The organism is Rhizobacter sp. P2_G4 (assembly GCF_056403575.1).
On sequence record NZ_JBFUFG010000004.1, the window covers coordinates 502,200 to 525,173 of the forward strand.

Sequence of the window (22,974 nt, forward strand, 5' to 3'; positions counted from 1 at the left end):
TCTTATGTCGGCAAGACCCGCTGCAATGCGCCGCGAGACATTGAAGTTTAAAGGCGTGAACACACGGTTGCGTGTGCCGCCCCCAAGAGAGGGATGGCCCTGTTGCGACGGCTCGGTAACATGGCGTAAGCCTTGCGGACCTTCCAGTTTTTTGAGATTTAATTCGATACAACTGCATCTGGTTTCAGATTGTTCGCATACCAAAAGCTCGCTCGGCGAGTTGAATTGAGGGAGTCGGTTGGTGAAGTTTTCAGTCCTGAGTCTGCAGCGGTCCTTGGCGACATTTGCAGTAGCGAGTGCGGTTCTGTTTCTCGGCGCATGTTCGACGGCGCCGACGCAGGTCACGGCGTTGATGCCGCCAACGTACGACGATCTGATGGCTTCGGCCGAAGAGGCGCAGCGCAAGGGCGGCATCGTCGAAGCGATGGCTTTCTATGAGAAGGCGACCAAGGCCGACCCTGCCAAGAAGCAGCCTTGGTCACGCATCGCGCAAGCCCAGTTCGACGCGCGCAATTACGGCTCGGCCATCACTGCAGCGCAAGAAGTCTTGCAGCGCGACACCGGCGACGTCACTGCAAAAAGCATCATGGCCGTGAGCGGCTTGCGCGTATCTGCCAATGCACTGGAGCAACTTCGACTTGCCAATGCTTTGGGTGGCAACACGCGAGATGAAGCGCAGACGCTTGCTCGCATCATGCGCGACGCATTGGGCGAATCGATTCTTCCGGCGCCTGCTGTAACGAGTAGTAATACAGCAGGCCCTACTCGGCAGGCAACGCCTCCAGTGCGCCGTGTCGCACCGGCGCCGCAAGTTGCGCCGACACCGGCACCAGCAGCTCCGGCTGCCGAACCCAAGCGCAATCCATTCGACGCCCTCAAGGGCTGAGACTCACGCTGACTGCATCTCTCAGAGAGGACATCATGGCCAAGAAAGAAAGTGTTCAAAAGCGTCTCGAGCGCGTTCGCCCCCCGCGGGTCCAGCTTTCATACGACGTCGAAATCGGCGACGCGATCGAGAGCAAGGAGCTCCCGTTCGTGATGGGTGTGATGGGTGACTTCACCGGTCAGCAAGACCCGGACAAACCGCTGCCCAAGCTGAAGGATCGCAAGTTCGTCAACGTCGACCTCGACAACTTCGACGAAGTACTCGACGGCATGGCACCCAAGGCGAGCTATCGCGTCACGAACAAGCTCAGCTCCGATGGTGGCGAGTTCGCGGTCAATCTCCAGTTCAAGTCGCTCGACGACTTCAGCCCTGAGGCGGTGGTTCAGCAAGTGGAGCCCTTGCGCAAGCTGCTGGAGGCACGCACCAAGCTCTCCGACCTGCGCAACAAGCTGGCTGGCAACGACAAGCTCGAAGACGTGCTGAGCGATGTGCTCAGCAACACCGAGAAGCTCAAGCAGCTCGGGCAGGAAGCCGGCAAGGATCAGGAGTAAGCCATGACCTCAGCATCGCAATCCACCAGTCAGGCTTCTGCAGCCGGTACCACCGAACTCGGTTTGCTCGACGACATCGTCGCGCAGAGCAAGGTCGCCAAGACGAGCACGGAGCACAACCGCGCCAAGGACATCATCGGCGAACTCGTCAAGGAAGTGCTGCAGGGCACGGTGGTGGTCTCCGACAACCTATCGGCCACGTTGGATGCACGTGTCGCCGAACTCGACCAGCTGATTTCAGCGCAACTGAGCGAGGTGATGCACGGCGCAGAGTTTCAGAGACTCGAATCGTCGTGGCGTGGCCTGCACTACCTGTGCAAGCACACCAGCACCGGTGAGCAGATCAAGATCAAAGTGTTGAACACCACCAAGAAGGAACTGGTGCGTGACTTCAAGACCGCAATCGATTTCGATCAGAGTGCTTTGTTCAAGAAGGTCTACGAAGAAGAGTTCGGCACCTTCGGCGGCGCCCCGTTCGGCGCATTGATCGGCGACTTCGATATCGGCCGCCAAGCTGAAGACATGTACTTCGCGGAGCAGATGTCCCACGTGGCTGCTGCTGCTCATGCGCCTTTCATCTCGGCCGCTTCGCCGGAGCTGTTCGGGCTCGAGAGCTTCACCGATATGGGCAAGCCGCGTGACCTGTCCAAGGTTTTTGACACAGTCGAGTACGCCAAATGGAAGTCGTTCCGTGAATCAGAAGACTCGCGTTATGTCGGCCTCACCATCCCACGTTTCCTTGGGCGCCTGCCTTACAACCCGAAAGACGGCACCACGACCGAAGGGTTCAACTACGTCGAAGAGGTTGATGGCTCCAACCACGGCAAGTACCTGTGGGTCAATGCAGCCTACGCGTTTGGCGCGCGCCTGACCGAGGCGTTTGAAACCTACGGCTGGTGCGCGGCGATCCGAGGCGTTGAAGGTGGAGGCCTGGTCGAAGATCTGCCAACCCACACCTTCAAGACGGACGACGGCGAAGTCGCGCTGAAGTGCCCGACTGAAATCTCCATCACCGATCGACGTGAAAAGGAACTCAGTGACCTCGGGTTCATCTCGCTGGTGCACTGCAAGAACACTGACTACGCCGCATTCTTCGGTGCTCAGTCCGCGCAGAAGACCAAGAAGTACGACTCCGATTCGGCCAATGCCAACGCGGCTCTGTCGGCTCAGTTGCAGTACATGTTTGCCGTTTGCCGCATCGCCCACTACATGAAGGCGATGATGCGCGACAAGATCGGCAGCTTTGCCTCCGCGGCCAACGTTCAGGAATTCCTGAACCGCTGGATTTCACAGTACGTCACTGGCGACGACTCTGCCACTCAGGCCGTCAAGGCCCAGTACCCGTTGCGCGAAGCCTCTGTCCAGGTATCTGAAGTTCCGGGGCGCCCTGGTGCGTACCGCGCGGTGTCGTTCATTCGCCCGCATTTCCAACTCGATCAGCTCTCGGTGTCTCTGCGACTTGTCGCAGAACTGCCGGGTGCTAGCGGGGCTTAAGCTGTTTAACCAAAGGAGAGAAAAATATGAAAGATATATACGTCGAGTTCGGATCTGCTGCTGACATCAAAGGCGAGACCAACGATTCCAAACACAAGGCGCAAAACGCTGTCGAAGTCAGCTCGTTCCGCCATTCGATGCGCCAGCCCAAGTCGGCCACTGCGTCGAACGCCGGCGGCCACACCGCCGAACGCGTCGAGCATGAGGAACTGCTTTTCACGAAGGACGTCGACAAGTCGACGACCAAGCTGCTGCAGGCCTGCTCCGCAGGCACGGTGTATCCGTTGGTCACCGTCTTCTTCTACCGCGCCGTGGGCGGCAGCAACACCACGGGTTCCGGCCAGAACAACCGTGTCAACTACCTCAAGATCGAGTTGAAGAACGTGCTGGTCTCTTCCGTCAACACCGACATCTCGGGTGAAGCCATTCCGACCGAGACTTTCGGCCTGAAGTACTCGGCGATTCGCTGGACGTACAACCAGAGCAAGATCGACGGCTCGGGCATCGAATCGTCCGGCAACAACATCCAGGGTTCGTGGAATCTCGCGAACAACGTGGTCACGTTCTAAGCGGTATTTTCAAAGAAAGGAAGGCGGCTTGGCCGCCTTCTTGTTTATGGTCGACCAGTACAAGTCATCTCTGCTGGATCGCTTGGTCGACTTGCAGCCGGGCATCGATGATCCGCAGGCCGGGCGACCGGTGGCGTTGGCTGAGATCAAAGACAGCGTCGCACGGGATCTCGAGTGGCTGCTCAACACGCGCAGCAATGAGTCGCTGCTCGAACTCGAAAGCCCCTTGCTCAGATCGTCTCTGCTCAGCTTTGGCATTCCGGATTTCTCGGACCGAAGCATGGACAACCCGACGCATCGCGCTGAGATCTGCCGGTCAATCGAGAAAGCGGTATCAGACCATGAGCCTCGGCTCAGGCAAGTCGAGGTTGAGTTGGGTGCTGAGGCCAGTGCCGACAAGCGACTGCACTTCATCATCCGGGCGATTCTGATCGTCGACTTCGCGAGGGAAGCCGTGAATTTCGATGCCCATCTGCAACCGCTGACGTTGGAGTATTCGATTGCACGTGGTGGGAGATCCAACGGCAAGCGGTCCCGGTAGGCGTCGATGAACGAACTTCTCCCTGACTTCGAGCGCGAACTGGCCTTCTTGCGTCGGCACGCCGGCGAGTTTGCCAAGCAGTATCCCAAGATCGCCGGCCGCCTTCAGTTGAGTGGCGATGTTGGCGAAGACCCGCACGTTGAGCGCCTCATCCAGTCGTTCGCGTTGCTCGCCGCGCGTGTTCACAAGCGGCTCGACGACGACTTTCCGCTGGTCACAGAGTCCTTGCTGGACGTTCTTTACCCGCACTACCTCCGGCCCTTCCCTTCCTGCTCGGTTGCGCAGTTCGACATAAGCAGTACTGCGGGGCAGATGAGTTCTGCCGCAGTCATCGAGCGGGGCACCACGGTCACGACGCGACAGGTACGTGGCGTCACCTGCAAGTTCCGCACGGCTTACCCGGTTCGGCTGGCTCCTGTGAAGGTTCGCTCCGCCATGTATCGGCATTCGGCGGCTGCGCCTGAAGGAACGAGGCTGCCGTCGGCGTCGACGGCGGTGATCTCCGTTCAACTCGATCTCTTGTCGGGCCTCTTCCAGTGGACAAGTCTCGGCGACACGATCAGGGTGTATCTGGACGGTGAGCCATCTCAGGTGAGCCCGCTGCGTGAAGCGCTGTGCAACAAGGTGGTGGCGGTGATGGTGCAGACCACGCCGCACGGCCCATGGTCCGGCCCGCATTCGCAACGTCCAGAACTCGCCGGCTTCGGCGATGACGAAGCCTTGATTCCTTACGACGAGCGTTCGCACCCAGCGTATCGCTTGCTGACCGAGTACTTCGCTTTCCCCGACAAGTTCAACTTCGTCGATCTGCCCTTGCCGCGTGCTGCGCTTCCGATCGTCAGCGAGGGTGCGGACATGACCGCGGCGCTGCGAAGCCTCACGCTGCATTTTGTGTTGTCGGGCATGCATTCCGATTCCGAACAGGCGCGCGTGCTGGAGACTATCTCGGCGCGTAACTTCGTGCTCGGCTGCAGCCCCGTGGTGAATCTGTTCCAGCAGAACGCCGATCCGATTCGCGTTACTCATGCGGCCACGCAGTATCCGGTGGTCGTCGATGCACGCAGGGCATTCGGTTACGAGGTCTACTCGATCGACAAGGTCTTCCGCGTCAAGCAGACGCCACACGGAGAGGCGATCGATGAGTTCAGGCCGTTCTTCTCGTTGCACCATGACGACTTGCTGGGTGATGACGACAGCCTCGGCGAGCAACCACCTGGCCGCTACTGGCATGCGCAGCGCGACGACGCCATTGCCGCCGTCAGCCCGGGCTATGAGCTCGAGATGTCGATCGTCGATGTCGATTTCGAGCCCGCTACGCCGCAAACCGACACCTTGTCGATCCATGTCACGGCCACGAACCGCGATCTGCCAAGTCTGCTCAGTTTCGGCGCGGCAGGGGGTGACCTCTTCATCGAAGGCGGCAGCATCGCGCGCGAGATCCGCATGTTGCGCAAGCCCACCTCCGCCCAGAGCTTCGGCCGAGGCAAGGGCAATCTCTGGCGGCTGATTTCTCATCTGTCGCTTAACCACCTGTCACTCAGTGGCCGGGGTGTCGAAGCCTTGAAGGAGATGCTGCGCCTCTATGACTTGCCGCAGGACGCGGCCAACCGACGCCAAGTCGACGGCCTGGTCTCTGTTGAATTCGTACCCGCCACGGCCTGGCTTCAAGGCGAACCATTTGCGACTTTCGTGCGTGGCACCGAGGTGCGGCTGGTGGTCGATGAAGAGAACTTCGTCGGCACCGGTCTGAGCCTTTTTGCAGCCGTGCTGGACCGATTCTTTGGCCTGTACGTGCACATAAACAGCTTCACTCAGCTCACGGTCATCTCGTCGCGATCGAAGCAAGCTCTCTTCAAATGCCCACCCCGCAACGGCGCGACAGCACTGGTCTGATCGAGCAACTGCTCGACAACCCTCACCGCTTCGAGTTCTTCCAGGCGGTGCGGCTCCTGGAGCGCGCGTTTGCAGATTCGCAACCGCCGGGTGCCGACCTGCTGCCAGCGCAGCTGCGCTTCCGGAACTCCATCTCGTTGTCCTTTCCTGCAAGCGAGATCGAGTCGCTGACTGTTCGTCGCAGCGAGAACGAATCTTCGGGGCAAGCCATCGAGCGAATCGAGATGACGCCCGCCTTCATGGGGCTCCTCGGCATGTCGGGCGCCTTGCCTTTCGTCTACACCGAGCAGATTACCCAGCGCGAGCTCTACGACAAAGACTTCGCGGCGCGCAGCTTTCTCGATCTCTTCAGCAACCGGGCGGTGGCGCTGTTCTACGCGGCCTGGAAGAAGAGCCGTCTCCACCTGCAGTACGAAACCGATCGCCGGAACCGTTTTGCACCGATGGTGCTGGCTCTCGCGGGCATGGGGCAGAACGCATTGCACGATCGCCTGCAGCCGAAAGACGGCGGCGTCAACGACGAAAGCCTGGCCTTCTTTGCAGGCGCCCTGCAGCAGCGGGCCTTATCGGCCCAGCAGTTGCGGCAGCTGTTGTCCCGCTATCTGCGGGTGCCGGTGCGAATCGAGCAATTCTGTGGCCGCTGGTACACCTTGCCCCCCGGTGCCCGCACTTCGCTTGGCATGGGCAACGGCATGCTTGGCCGCAACGCCTTGTCGGGCGAAAGGGTGTGGCAGCGCGATCTGCGTGTGAAGGTCACTCTGGGGCCGTTGACTCACAAGCTGTTCCAGCGCTTTTTGCCAGGCGCACCGGGTGCCACGGCGTTGCGCGAGCTGCTCACGCTGCTGAGCGGCGTCAGCCTCGAATACGAAATCAATCTCGTGCTGCGTGCAGAGGCCGTGCAGAGCAGTGCGCTCGACTCCACGCGCGCGCCCTTCGCGGGACGCCTCGGTTGGGACACCTATGTTCAAACGCTCCCGCAGCAGCAAGACCGCACCGATGTGCGCTACGACATCCATGCCGCCACGGCTGCTTAGATTCAACCAATAACTCATCGCTGTCATCACCGTCACGCTCATGTCCAACAACCTCAAGACACTCATCTCCAAGCTCAACGACACGACGCGCCGTGCCGCCGAGCGTGCGGCCAGCCTCTGCATGGCGCGAGGCAACTACGAAGTGGACCTGGAGCACGTTTTCCTGGCGCTGCTGGAGAGTGCGCAAAGCGACTTTGCGTTGCTGTGCAAGAAGTCAGGCATCTCTACCACCGAGCTGCAACGCGATCTCGAGAACGAGATTGGTCGCTTCAAGACGGGCAACACGCGCACACCGGTGTTCTCGCAGCATCTGCCGGTGCTGCTTGAACACGCGTGGCTGATTGCGTCGCTTGAGTCGCACACTACGCGCATCCGCAGCGCCCATCTGCTTCTGGCCCTGCTGACCGAACCGAGCCTGAGCCAGCTGGCCTACCGAGGCTCTAAGCTCTTCGTCAAGTTCAAGCTCGATGAGTTGAAGCACAAGCTGCCCGAACTCACGCAAGGGTCGCAGGAAGCTGCAGAAACCGTCAGCGCAGCGGATGCTCCCGCGCCGGGTACCGATGAAGAGGCCGCCGAACAAGCTGCCGCACCCGGCAAGACCCCGGCACTCGACCAGTTCACGACCAACCTCACCCAGCGTGCGCGTGACGGCAAGGTCGACCCGGTCATCGGCCGCGACCCGGAGATCCGGCAGTGCATCGACATCCTGATGCGCCGTCGCCAGAACAATCCCATCCTGACCGGTGAGGCCGGTGTGGGGAAGACGGCGGTTGTCGAAGGGCTGGCATTGCGCATCGCCCAGGGTGATGTGCCATCGCCGCTGCAAGGCGTGGAGTTGCACACGCTCGACATGGGCTTGCTGCAGGCGGGTGCTTCGGTGAAAGGCGAGTTCGAGAATCGCTTGAAGAACGTGATCGATGAGGTGAAGAAGAGCCCCCATCCGATCATCCTGTTCATCGACGAAGCGCACACGATGATTGGTGCCGGCGGGCAGGCCGGCCAGAACGACGCGGCCAACCTGCTCAAACCAGCCCTTGCGCGCGGTGAACTGCGCACCGTGGCGGCCACCACGTGGAGCGAGTACAAGAAGTACTTCGAGAAAGACGCGGCGCTGGCTCGCCGCTTCCAGGTGGTGAAGGTCGAAGAGCCGAGCGAGCCGCTGGCGGCGGCCATGCTGCGTGGCATGGCGCCGCTGATGGAAAAGCACTTCAACGTGCGCCTCTTCGATGAGGCGATCACTGAAGCCGTTCGTCTCTCGGCCCGCTACATCAGCGGCCGCCAACTGCCCGACAAGGCAATCAGCGTGCTCGACACTGCCTGCGCCAAGGTCGCGCTCGGTCAGAACGCCACGCCTTCGGCCATCGAAGACACGCAGCGCCATCTCGACCGCTTGGCGGCCGAGCGAAGTGCACTCGAGCGCGAAACCGCAGCCGGTGCGGACCACGCGGCACGACTTTCCGAACTGGCCGAGCAGCAGCAGCAACTGACCGGCAAGGCCACCGCACTGAAGACGCGCTGGGAGCAGGAGAAGGCGCTGGTCGGCGAGATCCGCGAGCTGCGTGCCGAACTGGAAGGCAAGCCTGCGTCACTCGCCGAACCAGATGCCAAACCCAAGGCAAGCAAGAACGGTAAGGCGAAGACTCTGCCTGCGTCACCCGAGCATGCGGCGCTTCAGGCCAAGCTGGCTGAACTCGCCGCCTTGCAAGGTGAAAGTCCGATGGTGCCGATGCAGGTCGATGGCACCGTGGTGGCCGAGATCGTTGCAGCGTGGACGGGCATTCCGCTCGGCAAGATGGTCAAGGACGAGATCAAGACCGTGCTCGGCCTCTTGCCCACGCTGCAGGAACGCATCATCGGCCAGGACCATGCGCTCGAAGCCGTGGCGCAGCGTGTGCGCACCGCGCGTGCCAACCTTGAAGATCCGAACAAGCCCAAGGGCGTGTTTATGTTCGTCGGCCCCTCGGGTGTAGGCAAGACCGAGACGGCACTGGCGCTGGCCGACGTGCTCTACGGCGGCGAACGCAACATGATCACCATCAACATGAGCGAGTACCAGGAGGCCCACACCGTAAGCGGCCTCAAGGGTTCGCCGCCCGGCTATGTGGGGTACGGCGAAGGCGGTGTGTTGACGGAGGCGGTGCGCCGCCGACCCTATAGCGTGGTGCTGCTCGACGAAGTAGAGAAGGCCCACCCTGATGTTCTGGAAATGTTCTTTCAGGTCTTCGACAAGGGCGTGATGGACGACGCTGAGGGCCGCGAGATCGATTTCCGCAACGCGCTCATCATCCTGACGAGCAACGTAGGCTCGCAGGCCATCATGCAGCTTTGCCTCAACAAGCCGGCGGAAGAACTGCCTGACGCTGACGCGCTCACCGAGCAGTTGAGACCGCAGCTCTACAAGGCCTTCAAGCCGGCCTTCCTCGGCCGCATGAAAGTCGTCCCTTACTACCCGATCTCTGATGACGTTCTCGAGCAGATCATTCGCCTGAAGCTTGGCCGCATTGCTGCGCGCGTGGCCACCAACCACAAAGCAGTTTTCGACTACGACGACGGCTTGGTCGATGCCGTGCTGGCGCGGTGTACTGAAGTCGATACCGGCGCGCGGGCGGTTGACCACATCCTCAACGGCACGCTTTTGCCCGAGATTGCCGAGAGCGTGTTGGCGCGCATGGCTGAAGGGCAGGCCATTGCACGCATCAAGGTCAGCGCAGGCAAGGACGGCAAGTTCAAGTACAGCGTCAAGTGAGGGTCATGGTTACCGAAGTTTCATCTGTAACTGTGGTGCTTCGTCCCAACGAGGGATTGAGGTGAACCCCTCTGACAGGGATGATTCAGTGTCGGCATCTCGCACGTCCATGCCTGCACTTTCCTCCTCCCCACCATGACTGTCTTGTCTGCCGCCCAGTCCCTTGTTCAAGCCGTTTTGGCCGCGCTCGGGCCCAGCCAGAACCAGCGCTTGCTGCGCCTTCATACGCCGCTTGGGTCCAACGTCTTGCTGGCCGAACGCATGCACGGAGTCGAAGGCATTGGCCCGCGGGGGCCAGGCAGCTCGGCTGCTGCGGGCTTCAAGTTCGAGGTGCTGGCGCTCAGCACCAACGCGCATCTGCAGCTCAAAGACCTGATCGGCCAGCCGGTGCGGCTCGACCTGCTCACCCAGCAAAGTGTTTCCGACCTGCGGCCCTTCCATGGCCACGTGACGGCCTTTACCCTCCTCGGCAGCGACGGAGGCCTGGCGCGCTACAAGCTCACCATCGAGCCGTGGTTGAGTTTCCTGGGCCACCGGCAAGACGCCTGGGTCTTCCAAGACAAGACCGTGATGCAGATCGTCGACGAGGTCTTCACCGACTATCAGGCACAAGGCAAGCTGGCTCCGGCATGGCGCTGGGAGCTGGCCGATGCGAGCGTCTACCCGCGGCGCAGCTTGTGCATCCAATACCACGAGAGCGATCTCGCATTCGTCCAGCGCCTGCTCGCTGAAGAAGGCTTGTTCTGCTGGTTCGAACACAGCGCGGCCGATGGCGAGAGCATGGGCCAGCACACCCTCGTGATCGCAGATCACAACGGCTGCTTCCAAGCCAATGTGCAGCCGCGCGTGCGTTACACGCAAAGTGCGTCGGCCAGCTTCAAGGAAGACAGCCTCAACCAGTTCCATGAGCACCGCCGCATCGCGTCCACTGCGCTGGCCGCTGCCAGCTGGGACCACCGCAGCGTGCAGCAAGTCAATGCGCAGGCGTTGGGTGATGCACGGCTCAGCCCCGCAGAGATGCAACTCGATCTGCGCGACCAGCCTGGTGTCTATGCGTATGAAGACGACGGTCAGGCCCAGCGCATCGTCCGACGTCAGCTCGAAGCCATTCAGGCTGCGGCATATCAATACCAAGGCCAGGGCTCGCTGCGCCAGGCCGCTTGCGCGACCACCTTCACGCTCAGCGAACATGCAAGCGTGAGCGCGGCTACACGCTGGGTGACGCTGGCCGTGCAGCACCGTGGCCGCAACAACATCACCGCCGATCTCGGCACCAGTCTCAAGTCCTTGCTGGGCAAAGTGCCGCAGACCTTTGCCACCCAAACTGACGAAGCTCCAGCCCAGCGCGCCCCCAAGCCCAGCCTCTTCAAAGGCACGGCCAACCAAACCGATGAACCCCTGTACCAGGTGCAACTGCTGGCCCAGGATGCGAACGTCCCGGTGCGCGCTGCCGGAGGCGTCAACGAGCAAGGCGACCTTCTCTTCTCCCGCCCTCAAGTGCCCGGCGCGCAGACCGCCATCGTTGTCGGCGTGGGTGAGCCCGTGCACACCGACCGCGACGGCCGCATCAAGGTGCAGTTTCACTGGCAACGCGGTGCGAGCAGCGCCCATCGTCTCGACCACACCGCCGGCAGCAATGCCCCCGGTGACGACAGCACTGGCACCTGGGTTCGTGTGAGCCAGGCATGGGCGGGTGCCAACTGGGGCGGGCACCATACGCCGCGCCTCGGCCAAGAGGTGCTCGTCAGCTTCATCGAGGGAGACATCGATCGTCCCGTCGTTGTCGGCAGCGTCTACAACGGCCAGGGCCAGCACGATGCGCAAGGCAACCAGGTGGCAGCGGGTGTCGCCACTGCCACAGGCAACGCGGGCGCCTGGTTCCCCGGCAACCAGAAGGCGGGGGAGCAAGAAGGCCACCAGCACGCGCAGGTGCTGGCCGGCTTCAAGAGCCAGAGCCTGGAAGGCAGCCAGAGCGGGAGCAGCGGCTACAACCAGTTAGTGCTCGATGACAGCCCCGCGCAAGCCCGTGCCACGCTGGGTAGCACGCAGGCACAAACCTGGTTGCAGCTCGGTCACCTGATCCAGCAGAACGACAACCAGCGCCTCGCCAAGCGCGGGCATGGGCTGGACCTCAGCACCACGGCGCATGGTGCTGTGCGCGCGGGCTCCGGCCTGCACCTGAGCGCCTACACCCGCATGCAAGGCACGCAGGCCAGTGCGCAACCCGTTGAAGCTCGCGCGGCCATTGCCCAACTCGAGCAGGCCGGCGAGCTGATGCAAACCCTGAGCGACACCGCGCAGAAGCACAACGCCAAGCTGAGCGCTGAGGTGCAGCCCAAGGACCTGCCTGCACGCACAGCGCAACAGGCCAGCGTCGACGGCCTCAGTGCCACCGACGGCCAAGGTGACGTTCAAGCGAGCAGCAGCGAAGACGTCATCGCCATCCAGGGCGGCACCGGTACGGTCAGCGCTTGGAGCCGCCCCGACCTGCTTGTCAGTGCCCCTGGAGGCGTGGGCGCCGCCACCCCGGCGCACAACGTGATGAGCGCGGGTAACACGGCCAGCCTGGCAGCCGGCCAAGACATCAACCTCGAGAGCCAGCGCCACACCGCCGTGGCAGTGAAGGCCGGCCTGAGCCTCTTCACCTACGGCAAGGCACAGAACGCGAACAAGCCCAACGCCGAAGTCGGCATGCAGCTCCACGCCGCCAGCGGCAACGTCTCATTGCAGGCCCAAGCCAACACGCTGAGTCTGACGGCCGACAAGGCCATCAGCGTGGCCAGCGTCACCGATGCCATCACGGTGGGCTCGCCTAAGCATGTGCTGCTGACTGCTGGAGGCAGCTCGCTTCGCATCACGACCGGGGACATCACGCTCACCACCAGTGGGCCGGCCAGCTTCAAGGCGGCGATGAAGGAGTTGGCGGGGCCGGGGAGTGCGAACACGAGCTTGGTGCTTGAGCGACCGGGAGAGCTGAAGCCCTGCCAGTTCAAAGTTGCTGCCGCTGCGCAGTCGCACGCTGCGGCAGTTCCGCTTTGAGCTTCGTGAACTTAGATATCCGATTCTTTCAAGATCATCGGTTCGCGGCTTTCGACCCGAGTTCCGGCTTGGAGACTCCTCTCGCGGGGATCAGTGCCGTATTGATTCGGCACCCGTCGTTGGCGCTTTCGGAAAACCTGTTGCCTAGACTCGTTGATGTCGGTTCACTAGGTTCTGAAAGCGTTGGAGCTGTCTTCGATGCGATCGATGGTTGCCTAGCCGCAAAGCGACCCGCGGGAGTAGACGCGGCTTTCAAGGCCGACGCCTCGTTGCAGCGGGTGGCGGAACACCTGGGCCATCAGTCTGTGCGTTCACTTGGGCGATTCGGCAAGTACTGGGTAAGAGTCTGGGACCCACACGTGCTCATGCATCTGCTGTGGATATGGCCCGCGGAAGAGTTGCGAAGGCTGTTCGGACCCATCTCAACGTGGTGCCTGTTCTTGCCGGGTGAAATCGTTCCGATTGAGCGCCACGCCTTGGCTGGCTGTGGCGTGGAAGGCGTTGAGCGGCGTCACCAGGCGGTGCTTGACATTTCGATCCTGAACACTGCTCTGGCGGGTCTGGTGTGGACCCACGACGAAATGGCGTGCCTTGGGCCTAGTCTATGGGCTCATGTTGCGCTCGCCAGGCTAGATCACCAACTTCATGACGAAGCCGATCTCGCACTTTTCGCCAGGCAAGCCCATCGCTGGAGCATCGACTTCGTGAAGCACCCGGAAATCAAGAACGCTTTGTCCATGTCGCAGGACGGTGAAACCTTGTATCGCGATGCGTTAGCTCAGATTGACGAGCAACGCATGCGGCGTATTGAGATTGAGCTGTCGGCCTAAGCCAGGAGAAACAATCAATGCCCACGACCTGTCCGTTTTGCGAGCGCGGAGGCATACCTTTGATGCCAGCGCGCTTAGCACTGTCCATGTCGGACAACCCGATGCCTGTTGTGACTGAGCCTTTTGTTTTTCACGCCCCGAAGGCTGGCATGGACAACGGCCGCTTCAAATACGTGTTGCGTACCCTTCGAACCGGATATCTCTACGTATACGACGAGGTTCGGCGGGAGTGGTCGGGGTATGTTGTTACTGCAGACGGCTATTACTACTACTTCAACCCTGAGAACGAGCCTCCCAAGAGCGAGACGGTGGCGTTCTCTTGTTCGCAGAGCCCGGTCGACAAGGCTCTGGCGTCGTGCATCACCATCAAGCACACGACGGCTTTGCCGGCTGGGAAGGTATTCCTCGGCTTCAGTGATGTGGCCTGGACGCCTGCGGTATTCGCACGCCACAAGGAAGCGTCCTTCCGTCAAAGGGCTATGCGATGGGTCGACATGGCTGCTTGGGTCGGGAATCACGCGCAGAATTTCTGCGCGCCCCTTGATCAGGCTGAAACAGTCCTGTCTGAGTTTCGCCTTGCGCAAACGCACGGCGCCGCTCAGTTCACATGGAGCCCGTTCGCCTTTTCGGCTAAAGGCATTGTCGGCACGGATGGAAAACCCGTTGCCTTCATGAAGGCTGTCAGCGACGCAGCGAAAGCCAAGAGTGCTGAGCGAGTCAAAGCAGGGCTCTCACCGATCGGCTTACAGGCGCACCACGGACTGATCGTGCGCATCAAAGATCCGACCGCTGTGACTCGTGAAACTACACGCCTGTTGCAACACCAGACAGCTCAGTTCATGAGTCATCCCAGCCGCATTCGCCAGGTGGCTCTTTCCAACGCCATCGCGGCAGTGAAGAGTGCGGTGGCTGACCAGTCGGTCAAGGATGAAATTGCCGCAGCAGAGAAGTTGGCAAACGACCAGATCTCGGGGAATCCGCTGGGCCATGCGCTGTTTGAATCAACGCGCAGAAGGACGGAAGAACTTCGGCACGTCTCTGCGCAAGAGGCGGCAAGGGCACGGAGTCAGAGCTGGGACAAGTACGCAGAGAAGCTAAAGCCTGGGCAGCTCGAGGCATTTGAAGCCAAGTTCAAGGAGGACTTGGCTGAGTTCGACCGTACCTGGGTTTTCACGCTGTCAGATTTCCATTCGAAATGGCTGCAAGACAGCTCTACGCAAGACTATTTTGATTTCAACTTTGACGCAGCCAACATTGCCAATGGCTTTGCGTATCAGGCTCTGGTGACTTTGTGCATCGAAGACATGGCCGACAAGAAGTCCTTCATGGATTTGGCTGCCAAGCTCTTGCCGGGTGACATGTTGGATCCGAAGAATCTCTTGCTGCGCGCGCTGGTTCTGAACAATGATGAATTGGCCCGCAAGGTCGTCAGCGCTGCGAACCCATCGCTGGATTGGCGAACGCCGGGCTGGGAGAATGTGGGCGGGTGGTTCAAAGAAGCCTTTGCGGCAGTGGACAAGGCTGCGTACGAGACCTGGATGTCTGGCAAAGGACCGGCGGATGCCACTGCGCGGTTCTTCGTGCACATGGCAGGCCCTTTGATCCGGTTCATTGCGCCGCAGCTCGACAACCCGAGCCTGAGTGCAAAGGCGGCTCTGTTGGCGATGGGCATTACCAGCAATGCGCACATCGTGCCAGTGGACGTGTTGGGCTCAAAAGACGCCTTCCGAAAGGCGCTGGTCAGGCAACTGATCAAGAGCACAGGGCAGACATTCACGGGTCGGCAACTCGATAAAGCTGTGGCCGATGAGATGAGGCGATTGGAAGTTGAAGGGGTCAAGATGGAAGGCCAAGCGAGGCAGCGTTGGCTGCTGGCCGTCAATGAGAAGAGTGCCAAGCAGCTGGTGAGCGACATGCCTGCGGGGCTGAGTCCGAGCGAGCGAGCGCGTCGCATTGTGGGTGCCATACAGACACCGGAGGCGCTTGAAGCCGCCACGTCGAAAGGTGTGCTGAACACAGTGCTGAACATGGAAGTTCGGCTGGGGGTCTTGACGGCCATCCTTCAGGGCATATCACTGTCCAAGGCCATGGCCGATGAGGACACTGCCATGGCTCATGAAAGTGAAGAGGTGCGCTGGAAGCTGCGTGCTGCTTGGATGGGCTTGGCGGGAACGATTACCGAGACAACGATGATTGCAGTCGGCAAGATGCCGGCTCTAAGTTTGAGGGCAGCTCAGGGCATGACCGCGGCGCGACTTGCTTTGTACGGGGCGAATGTCTTGAAGTGGGCAGGCAAACTCGCTGGAGCTGCGGCGGGCATTATTGTGGCGGTGACTGACTACATGCATGCCAAAGAAGAAGTCTCTCAAGGCAATTGGGGGTTAGCGGTCCTGTACGGTGCGTCGGCTTTGACCGGTGGTCTGCTTGCTATCGGACTATTGCTTGGCTTTATAACGGGGGGAGTTGCGATCGCTTTGTTGGTGGTCCTCGTGGCCCTTGCGATCGTCATCGAACTGTTCAAGGACAACAAAATTCAGGATTGGTTGGAAAGAACGCTGTGGGGCATTGAAGGGGATGAGTACCGTTCCATGGAAAACGAAATGAAGCAACTAGAAGTCGCCTTGGCCGGCTGAGAACTCATGGAATACGACGGTCTAGCTGTCAAGTACCCTGTAAATCGCTTACTGACCAACGAGGAACAACAGAGGCACGTCGAAACTGGATATCCAACATCCTTTTCGCCAAGGGAGTCTCTTACCTCCATTGATCAAAACGGGTGCTGCGTCGAATTTGTCGACAAATACTACGCTTGGAAAGGGATTGCGACAGGGCTGTGTCTCGGCCCTTTGTTGGCCTTCGTTTGGTTGACTGCCAGCTTTCCCGCAGCAGTAACCACAGGCCTCGCAAAAACAGCTGAGGCTGAGAAGTGGCAGGGTTGGCTAGCGGGCGGATTTGGTGTTGTCGTCGGATTGATGCTCATTGGGGTGCTTCTATGGGCCGTGCTGCGCGAAGCCTTCACCTTGACGCACTTCCCAATTCGATTCAATCGAAAGACCCGCATGGTTTATGCGTTTCGTCCAAAGCGCCGTCCCGACATCTTGCGCGTGAGGTGGGACGAAGTGTTCTGGCACATCCGCCACAACAAGAACAAGCAGTTCGGCAGCTACAACTGGTTTGTCGCCGGGCACGTGATGGCCAAAGACCGTAAAACCGTGCTGGAGACGTTTGCGTTTGGCCATGTCGGCAGCTCGCCAGAAGCGGTTTATCCCCAATGGGAATATGTGCGTCGTTTCATGGAAGATGGGCCCGACGCGGTGCCTAGGCCGGAGATCTACTTGCCGATCAACGGCAGGCGCGAGGGCTTCTGGTGGGGCGCGCAGACCTTGCTGTTCAACACGCCGACCGCCATAGTGGCTTCCATCGTGCTGTTGCCGTTTACCGCGCTTGGTGCGTTTGCCCGCTGGCTTTGCATGCTCACCAACCGTGTGCCTGTTTGGCCGGCAGATATTGACGCTGACTGCGGCGTTGCTAACGAGCAGCAGCGTCCGGCGAAAGTGCTGGCCACCCCTGAGTACAGCAAGATTGTCTTGTTCCTGCTGATTGGACTCTTGGCTGATGCCGCGCTTCTTGGGTGGATATTCAGCATCCCACCGTTTGCCAAGTAGGTTTTGCCGAGAAGTTCCATTTGGGCTGTTAATACGCTGGGAGCCGGGAGCGGATTCGGCGTTACGGACGAGCGGTTCGGACAGGGTGTTCGAGGCTGGGACGCGACATGGCTGCGGCTTCGAGTCAATGGGTCCGAAGAGGCAGAAGGGTTCCCCTTGCGCGTGATCGCCGACCTGCTTCGCACCACCGATCGGAAGGGGTCGGAAGCAAGGAAGTCATGACATGTACGCCGCGACCTCTCGAATCGTGTTGAACTTGCAGGCTCTTACCGTCCCTGCAGAGCCCGCCCGAGAGCCCACCATGATCCCCCGCATCGACATCGATCAAACCGATAACGAAACCTTTGACTACCGCGTCAGTTACGAATCCGAGCCGCTGTTCGACGACAGCGGATTCAGTTCGGTGATGCATTGCCTGGTCGCGGCGATCGAAGGGTTGTCGCCAGACGTGGTGGCGGTGGAGGTGGCCTATGGTGGCTTCGTGTCGGGCACTTATCCGCTCGCCGTGGTGGCGATGAACCACGAGCAGGTTGCTGCCCATGCGGTGAACACGGCGGCTGCGATTCGCGAGGCGATGAATGGTGGTTGATCAATCCGTCAGCGACGCCGTCGGCTTGCGTGCGCTGGTTCAGCAGTTTCCTCGGCCGGGACGTCTGGATCGAATCTGCCTGCGGTCAACGCGCCGCTTGCCTCTGGTCGAAGTGAAAGCCGCCATGGCGCTGACGCAGCGGGGGCTGGAAGGCGATCACACGGCAGAGCGTCTACCTCGCGCTGGCGTCGGCAGCAAACGCCAGGTGACCTTGATTCAGGCGGAGCACTTACCGGCCATCGCCGCGCTCGCCGGCCTGGCACAGATCGATCCGCTTCTACTGCGCCGCAATCTTGTGGTCTCGGGTCTGAACCTGCTGGCCACCAAGGCCCTGTTCAAGGACCAACCCCTGGTGCTGCGCATCGGCACCTCGGTGGTGTTGCGAATCACCGGCCCCTGCGAACCCTGCTCACGCATGGAGGAGGTGCTGGGCCACGGTGGCTACAACGCGATGCGGGGCCATGGCGGCGTGACGGCGCAGGTGCTGGTGGGCGGTGCGCTGGCGGTCGGTGATGAGGTCCGCTGCGAGCTGGCTCCCCATGATGCATAGCCGGCGAGCGCGCAGCAAGTCACAGCACTGAGCAAGGGCAGAAGCAGCAAATGCTCCATGCGGATCAGTGCCGCTGAGGGATCAGCCGAGTCATCGCTTCGTGGCGCTCCGAGGCTTGCCAATTTTGCAGCCGGCGTTTGAGGTCGGCGTGATCGACGGCTTGTTCGAGATAGCGGTCTAGCCGCCCGCCGGTGTTGCCGGACAAGAGGCGGCTCACGCCGCGCACGGAACGGCGCAGCAGTTTCACGATGAGAAGAAGCTTGTTGTTCATGAGAATGGCGAGTCGAGTCACGTCAGCATGGCGCCGAGGGCCGTCACGATGCGTGTGGTTGGCGGTTCGCTGATCGGGGTGCTCAGCAAATTCGAGGGGCGTGGGTGTTCGAGGCCTGACAAGATGTCGCGGTCGATGTCCCAGCAGACGCGTTTCGACACCTCAACGCAGCGCGCGTAGCGTCGCGGGTCGATGCGGTGCGCGGGGGCGGTCAGGCCCGCCGCTGCGTGCACCATCGCCACCCGCCCATCCAAAGCATGCCGCAGTGCGCTGAGTGACGGCGAGGCGTGCAGGGACGACACCTGGCTCGGCACGATGCCGGTCCAGTCGAAGATCTCGCGCGTCATGTGGGCCTGGTCGGCATAGCCCTGGTTGGCCGCGATGGATGCCAGCGGGATGCCCTGCGCGATGTGGCCCAGGCTGCGCTGCAGACGCACCACGCGGCGGTACCCGACTGGCGACACGCCGAGCCAGTGCGCGAAGTCTCGTCGCAGCTGGCGCGGCGTCACGCCCGAGGTGGTGGCCAGTCCGGCAAGGCCTTGCGCGTGGCTTGGCTGTTCAAGCAGGCGCATGGCCGCATCGGCGCTGCGCAGTGCGGCGGGCAGCGCGGCAGCGCCTTGCGCCATGCACTGTTCGAGCCAGAGCGCAAGCGCATTCAAGCGCATGGCCGGTGTCGCGTTGCGCACGCGCAGCAGGCGCCGGGCGAGTGCTGCGGATGACTTGCCCACGACAAGCGAGAGCGCTCCATGCTCCGCCTGCAGTTCGCTCAGCGGCGTGCCGAACGCGCGCATCGCGCCCAGTGGCGTGAGCAGCGCGATGGCGAGTTGCGCGCGGCCCCGAGTGCGGCACGTGATGGGCGCGTGCCGCAGCGGCGCCACCAGCGAGAGGTGGCGAGATCCGCCGGTCGACGGCGCGAACTCGATGCCGCTGTCGCACGAGATGCACACCGCCACCAGGTCCAGCGGCAGCAGGGCCAGCTCAACCCACTGGTGGTGGGTGTCGATCTCCAGCAAGGCCATCGCGGGATTCAGGCGTTGGTGCCCACGCAGGCTGTGCAGCACGCGGATTGGCGCGTGCGGGTGATGGAGATTGAAGGTCATGTGAGCGCGAGAGGTTCGAGATGAATTCTCGAAACTCGCGCGCCTTAGCGCATGAGGCGAAAGTCCCGCGCAGATGCTGTTTCAGCTCGCCGAGGCGGGACGCCTGTCCCGCGCCGAGCCGCTAGGCGCCGCGGCCGAACCCGGCCTGGCGCGCCATCACGATCATCTGGCCGCGGTTCTCGACTTCGAGCTTCGCGTAGATGTTCGTGATGTGGTTACGCACCGTCTTTTCGCTCAGGCCGGTGAAGGCAGCGATCTGGCTGTTGTCGCGGCCCTGTGCCATCAGTTCCACCAGCTCGCGTTCGCGCGCCGTCAGGTGGCTGAGGCTGCTCGTGTCCTGCACGAAGCGAGGCAGGAAGTCTTGCAGCTCCTGCATCCAGCGCTGCCAGGCCGGCTCGTCTTGCAACAGCAGGTGGTTGTTGCTCTCGAGCGGCACGTAACGCGCATCTGGAATGTGGCTTGCGAAGAGGCGCCCCTCGTCGAAGGGCACGCGCGCGTCGCCCGCGGCGTGCAGTATCAGCGTCGGGCAGGTCACGTGGTCGAGCATCGAGACGATGTCGATGTCGTTGAACACGCGCATCATGCGGGCCGCATTGGCAGGCGAGGTGGAGACGCGCTGCAGCTCGTTCAGCCACTCGTGCTGCGCCTGCGTGCCACCGGGAATGAACTGCGTGGTGAAGAACTGGCGGAAGGCCGGGTTCTCCTGGCCCCAGCCCAGCTCGGCCAGCTTGTTCATCGTCTCGGCTTCTTCACGTTGCTGCGGGCTCGGGTTGCGCTTGAGCCGCCCGCGTGCATAGCCACCGTGCAAGATGAGGTGGCTCACGCGCTCCGGGTGTCGGACCGCATAGGCCACTGCGATCGACGCACCTTGCGAGATGCCCAGCAGCGGAAAGCGCGCCAGGCCGGCCGCGTCGACCACGCGTTCCAGGTCGCTCACCCAGGCCTCGAACGAGATGTCGGCCACGTTCCAGTCGGACAAGCCACACCCCCGCTGGTCGTAGCGAATGAGCGTGTGTCGCTGCGAGAGCTCTTCGATCAGGTGGCCCCACACCGGGTTGCCGTTGTCGCATTCCAAGTGGCTGAGCCAGTTCGAGGCCTTGACCAGCGGCGTGCCGCGGCCCGAGGTGGCGTAGGCGATCTGCACGCCGTCGTGCGCGGTGCAGAAGCGGATCTGCTGCTTGAAGGTGCTGCTGTTCGCAGGGCGCGCTGCCGCAGGTTGGGCGCGGCGGCTGGGCGTGGCCGTGCTGAGGAGGGTGGGGTGCCGGCTCGTGAGAGGCATGGCAAGGTCACAGCAACTGTCGGTCATGGCCTGAATCCTGAACTATCTTGCGCGCATGGAGCGCGACCGGGCGGTCCAGTCTGGTCAGCATACGTATCGTCAGCGTTTCGGTCAGGCGGGCGTTCGTTTCATTTGTTGCGTGCCGCCGCGGTGTTCGTGCGCTCTGCTCAAGTGTGCCGCTCATGCGGCCTTGCGGGTCGAAAAGCTCACCGGTCGAAGGGGAACAGGGCGGAGCGGCGCAGGCATCGCGGTGCCCGATACCGGCTGCAAACGGGCGAGCACGGCAGCGGCCGAACCGAACGCCTCGAACATGCCATCGCGCAGCACCGCCACCTTGTCGAGCTCTTCCATCGAGGCCGGTCGGTGGCTCGCCATCACTACCGTCACGCGGCGCAGCTTCAGGGCCTTCAGCGCTTCGAGCAGGGCCTGCTCGCCTTCGGCGTCCAGGTGGGCGCTGGGCTCGTCGAGCACGACAACGCGTGGGTCGCCGTAGAGCGCGCGGGCGAGGGCGATGCGCTGGCGCTGCCCGCCCGAGAGCGCGGAGCCTGCCTCACCCACCGGGGTGTCGTAACCCTGCGGCAGGCGCAGGATCATTTCGTGCGCATGGGCCAGCTGCGCGGCCTCGGTGACCTGGTGCGCATCGACGGCGCCGAGCCGTGCGATGTTCTCGGCCACGGTGCCGGCGAAGAGCTGCACGTCCTGCGGCAGGTAGCCGACGAACGGTCCCCAGGCACTGCGTTCCCAGCGCGTGACGTCGGCCCCGTCCATCCGCACCGCGCCCGCCTGCGGCTTCAAGATGCCGAGCAGCAGGCGCAGCAAGGTCGTCTTGCCCGACGCGCTGGCGCCAACGATGCCCAGGCTCTCGCCAGAGCCGAGTTGAAAGCTCAGGCCGCGGATCAGCGCTGCGCGATCAGGCGCGGCGGAGAACACCAGACCGTCAGCCTTCAGTTCGCCATTCGGAACGGGCATCACCATGTTCGGGGCCGGCTCCGGTGCGCCGCGTTCCTGCAGACGTTGCCACGCACCCCGTGCGTCGACCAGTGCCTGCCAGCCGCCGACGAGTTGCTCCATCGGCTGCAGGGCGCGGCCGAGTAGGAGACTGGCCGCCACCACGACGCCGGTTGAGGCCTGCCCGTCCATCACCAGCCAGCCACCGAGGCCGAACATCAGCAACTGCAAGGCCAGGCGCGAGATGCGCGTGGCGGCGGAAAGGCGGCGCGAGACTGCAGCCAACCCGTCCTGCGCATCGAGCAGCGTGGACTGGCGCGACCGCCAGCTCGCGAGCGCCGCACCCATCATCCCCAGGCCCACGATCACCTCGGCACGCCGCGCGAGTGCTTGCGTCTGCCGGTCGACCTGGCGAGCCGCTTTCAAGGCGGCATCGGCGCGTTGGCGCGTCAGCCGCTCGGTGAGCAGGGTCGTGCCAGAGAGGCCCAGCGCACCGAGCGCAGCCGCCATGCCGAGCAGCGGATGCATCCAGCCGATCAGCAGCAGGGAGACCGGCAGCCAGGGGGCATCGAACATCGCGTGAGGCAGGGGCTCGACATGAAGCTCTGCAACTCGGCAATGTCGTGCAGCGCATCGTCATCGGCACCACCGCTTGCTGCGGCACGGCGCAGCCGGGTCGACAAGGCCGTCAGCGACAACTGTTCGTCGAGCAGGCGGCCGGCCGAGGCAAGCGCCCGCGCACGGGCCGTCTGCATGCCGTACGCCAGCAGCATGACCAGCAGCGAGGCCAGGCTCATCATCACCAGCGTGTCGATGCTGCTGCTTGCCAAGGCGCGGTCGAAGACGTGCAGCACATAGAGAGACGGCACGAGCAGGGCCAGGTTCAACACCAGGCTCGCTGCTGCGGCCCGCAGGACGAACGGCCGCAGCCGCTTCGCAAACAACCACTTCATGAGATTCCTTTCGAGAGCAGCCCGAACGGGGCCGCA

Annotated in this window: 20 protein-coding genes; 14 read left to right on the forward strand and 6 right to left on the reverse strand. The window is 62.2% G+C overall.

The window, feature by feature from the left end; all coding sequences use genetic code 11:
* Nucleotides 1-352: 352 nt before the first annotated feature.
* The 14 genes from AC1DYS_RS18310 (at nt 353) to AC1DYS_RS18375 (ending at nt 18,387) form a co-directional block, all read left to right on the forward strand.
* Complete coding sequence (locus AC1DYS_RS18310; RefSeq protein WP_477901685.1) at nt 353-886, forward strand: hypothetical protein; 534 nt, start codon at nt 353-355, stop codon at nt 884-886.
* 35 nt (nt 887-921) lie between these two features.
* A complete protein-coding gene (gene tssB, locus AC1DYS_RS18315) occupies nt 922-1,437 on the forward strand; it encodes a type VI secretion system contractile sheath small subunit (RefSeq protein WP_477901687.1) in 516 nt (171 codons plus the stop codon).
* Between the two features lie 3 nt (nt 1,438-1,440).
* Entirely contained in the window at nt 1,441-2,931 is a 1,491-nt protein-coding gene (gene tssC / locus AC1DYS_RS18320; protein WP_477901689.1) for a type VI secretion system contractile sheath large subunit, read from the forward strand.
* Nucleotides 2,932-2,957: 26 nt separating this feature from the next.
* Nucleotides 2,958-3,500: an Hcp family type VI secretion system effector gene (locus AC1DYS_RS18325; RefSeq protein WP_477901691.1), complete on the forward strand. Its 543-nt coding sequence runs from the start codon at nt 2,958-2,960 to the stop codon at nt 3,498-3,500.
* 28 nt (nt 3,501-3,528) lie between these two features.
* Nucleotides 3,529-4,041, forward strand: coding sequence for a type VI secretion system baseplate subunit TssE (tssE, locus tag AC1DYS_RS18330; RefSeq protein WP_477901693.1), 513 nt, complete (start codon nt 3,529-3,531; stop codon nt 4,039-4,041).
* A gap of 6 nt (nt 4,042-4,047) precedes the next feature.
* Nucleotides 4,048-5,934 carry a type VI secretion system baseplate subunit TssF gene (gene tssF, locus AC1DYS_RS18335; RefSeq protein ID WP_477901695.1) on the forward strand — a complete coding sequence of 629 codons (1,887 nt, stop codon included), beginning with the start codon at nt 4,048-4,050 and terminating at the stop codon, nt 5,932-5,934.
* Nucleotides 5,898-6,968, forward strand: coding sequence for a type VI secretion system baseplate subunit TssG (gene tssG / locus AC1DYS_RS18340; protein ID WP_477901697.1), 1,071 nt, complete (start codon nt 5,898-5,900; stop codon nt 6,966-6,968). The genes tssF and tssG overlap by 37 nt, the downstream gene beginning before the upstream one ends.
* A gap of 40 nt (nt 6,969-7,008) precedes the next feature.
* On the forward strand, nt 7,009-9,714 hold the full coding sequence (gene tssH, locus AC1DYS_RS18345) for a type VI secretion system ATPase TssH (protein WP_477901699.1): 2,706 nt from the start codon (nt 7,009-7,011) through the stop codon (nt 9,712-9,714).
* Between the two features lie 135 nt (nt 9,715-9,849).
* Complete coding sequence (locus AC1DYS_RS18350; RefSeq protein ID WP_477901701.1) at nt 9,850-12,753, forward strand: type VI secretion system Vgr family protein; 2,904 nt, start codon at nt 9,850-9,852, stop codon at nt 12,751-12,753.
* Nucleotides 12,754-13,118: 365 nt separating this feature from the next.
* Nucleotides 13,119-13,583 carry a hypothetical protein gene (locus AC1DYS_RS18355; RefSeq protein WP_477901703.1) on the forward strand — a complete coding sequence of 155 codons (465 nt, stop codon included), beginning with the start codon at nt 13,119-13,121 and terminating at the stop codon, nt 13,581-13,583.
* Nucleotides 13,584-13,600: 17 nt separating this feature from the next.
* Entirely contained in the window at nt 13,601-16,216 is a 2,616-nt protein-coding gene (locus AC1DYS_RS18360; RefSeq protein WP_477901705.1) for a T6SS effector BTH_I2691 family protein, read from the forward strand.
* Between the two features lie 6 nt (nt 16,217-16,222).
* Nucleotides 16,223-17,248 (forward strand): DUF6708 domain-containing protein, encoded by a 1,026-nt coding sequence (locus AC1DYS_RS18365; protein WP_477901707.1) that lies wholly within the window; start codon nt 16,223-16,225, stop codon nt 17,246-17,248.
* 223 nt (nt 17,249-17,471) lie between these two features.
* Complete coding sequence (locus tag AC1DYS_RS18370; RefSeq protein WP_477901709.1) at nt 17,472-17,837, forward strand: hypothetical protein; 366 nt, start codon at nt 17,472-17,474, stop codon at nt 17,835-17,837.
* 124 nt (nt 17,838-17,961) lie between these two features.
* Nucleotides 17,962-18,387: an MOSC domain-containing protein gene (locus AC1DYS_RS18375; protein WP_477901711.1), complete on the forward strand. Its 426-nt coding sequence runs from the start codon at nt 17,962-17,964 to the stop codon at nt 18,385-18,387.
* Nucleotides 18,388-18,451: 64 nt separating this feature from the next.
* On the opposite strand, the gene AC1DYS_RS18380 is transcribed toward AC1DYS_RS18375, so the two are convergent.
* The 6 genes from AC1DYS_RS18380 to AC1DYS_RS18405 all read right to left on the reverse strand — a co-directional run bounded on the left by AC1DYS_RS18380 (nt 18,452) and on the right by AC1DYS_RS18405 (nt 22,938).
* Nucleotides 18,452-18,658, reverse strand: a complete 207-nt coding sequence (locus AC1DYS_RS18380; protein ID WP_477901712.1) for a hypothetical protein — start codon at nt 18,656-18,658, stop codon at nt 18,452-18,454.
* 17 nt (nt 18,659-18,675) lie between these two features.
* Nucleotides 18,676-19,758: an AraC family transcriptional regulator gene (locus tag AC1DYS_RS18385; RefSeq protein ID WP_477901713.1), complete on the reverse strand. Its 1,083-nt coding sequence runs from the start codon at nt 19,756-19,758 to the stop codon at nt 18,676-18,678.
* 121 nt (nt 19,759-19,879) lie between these two features.
* Nucleotides 19,880-21,037: an alpha/beta fold hydrolase gene (locus AC1DYS_RS18390; protein WP_477901714.1), complete on the reverse strand. Its 1,158-nt coding sequence runs from the start codon at nt 21,035-21,037 to the stop codon at nt 19,880-19,882.
* A 7-nt stretch (nt 21,038-21,044) separates the two neighbouring features.
* Nucleotides 21,045-21,221, reverse strand: coding sequence for a hypothetical protein (locus AC1DYS_RS18395; protein WP_477901716.1), 177 nt, complete (start codon nt 21,219-21,221; stop codon nt 21,045-21,047).
* The gene (locus tag AC1DYS_RS18400) at nt 21,218-22,561 is read right to left on the reverse strand and encodes a type I secretion system permease/ATPase (RefSeq protein WP_477901718.1); all 1,344 of its coding nucleotides are present in this window, start codon (nt 22,559-22,561) and stop codon (nt 21,218-21,220) included. Before AC1DYS_RS18400 ends, AC1DYS_RS18395 begins: the two co-directional genes overlap by 4 nt.
* Nucleotides 22,522-22,938, reverse strand: a complete 417-nt coding sequence (locus AC1DYS_RS18405; RefSeq protein WP_477901720.1) for a 6TM ABC transporter family protein — start codon at nt 22,936-22,938, stop codon at nt 22,522-22,524. Before AC1DYS_RS18405 ends, AC1DYS_RS18400 begins: the two co-directional genes overlap by 40 nt.
* Nucleotides 22,939-22,974: the final 36 nt, after the last annotated feature.

Bases quoted from the DNA above. Each gene is read 5' to 3' on its own strand.
- AC1DYS_RS18350 (WP_477901701.1), top strand. From the start codon at position 9,850: ATGACTGTCTTGTCTGCCGCCCAGTCCCTTGTTCAAGCCGTTTTGGCC.
- AC1DYS_RS18405 (WP_477901720.1), bottom strand. From the start codon at position 22,938: ATGAAGTGGTTGTTTGCGAAGCGGCTGCGGCCGTTCGTCCTGCGGGCC.
- AC1DYS_RS18385 (WP_477901713.1), bottom strand. From the start codon at position 19,758: ATGACCTTCAATCTCCATCACCCGCACGCGCCAATCCGCGTGCTGCAC.
- AC1DYS_RS18310 (WP_477901685.1), top strand. From the start codon at position 353: ATGCCGCCAACGTACGACGATCTGATGGCTTCGGCCGAAGAGGCGCAG.
- tssG (WP_477901697.1), top strand. From the start codon at position 5,898: ATGCCCACCCCGCAACGGCGCGACAGCACTGGTCTGATCGAGCAACTG.
- AC1DYS_RS18370 (WP_477901709.1), top strand. From the start codon at position 17,472: ATGTACGCCGCGACCTCTCGAATCGTGTTGAACTTGCAGGCTCTTACC.
- tssH (WP_477901699.1), top strand. From the start codon at position 7,009: ATGTCCAACAACCTCAAGACACTCATCTCCAAGCTCAACGACACGACG.
- AC1DYS_RS18325 (WP_477901691.1), top strand. From the start codon at position 2,958: ATGAAAGATATATACGTCGAGTTCGGATCTGCTGCTGACATCAAAGGC.
- AC1DYS_RS18390 (WP_477901714.1), bottom strand. From the start codon at position 21,037: ATGCCTCTCACGAGCCGGCACCCCACCCTCCTCAGCACGGCCACGCCC.
- AC1DYS_RS18380 (WP_477901712.1), bottom strand. From the start codon at position 18,658: ATGAACAACAAGCTTCTTCTCATCGTGAAACTGCTGCGCCGTTCCGTG.
- AC1DYS_RS18355 (WP_477901703.1), top strand. From the start codon at position 13,119: ATGCATCTGCTGTGGATATGGCCCGCGGAAGAGTTGCGAAGGCTGTTC.
- tssF (WP_477901695.1), top strand. From the start codon at position 4,048: ATGAACGAACTTCTCCCTGACTTCGAGCGCGAACTGGCCTTCTTGCGT.
- AC1DYS_RS18365 (WP_477901707.1), top strand. From the start codon at position 16,223: ATGGAATACGACGGTCTAGCTGTCAAGTACCCTGTAAATCGCTTACTG.
- AC1DYS_RS18395 (WP_477901716.1), bottom strand. From the start codon at position 21,221: ATGAGCGGCACACTTGAGCAGAGCGCACGAACACCGCGGCGGCACGCA.
- AC1DYS_RS18375 (WP_477901711.1), top strand. From the start codon at position 17,962: ATGGCGCTGACGCAGCGGGGGCTGGAAGGCGATCACACGGCAGAGCGT.
- AC1DYS_RS18360 (WP_477901705.1), top strand. From the start codon at position 13,601: ATGCCCACGACCTGTCCGTTTTGCGAGCGCGGAGGCATACCTTTGATG.
- AC1DYS_RS18400 (WP_477901718.1), bottom strand. From the start codon at position 22,561: ATGTTCGATGCCCCCTGGCTGCCGGTCTCCCTGCTGCTGATCGGCTGG.
- tssB (WP_477901687.1), top strand. From the start codon at position 922: ATGGCCAAGAAAGAAAGTGTTCAAAAGCGTCTCGAGCGCGTTCGCCCC.
- tssC (WP_477901689.1), top strand. From the start codon at position 1,441: ATGACCTCAGCATCGCAATCCACCAGTCAGGCTTCTGCAGCCGGTACC.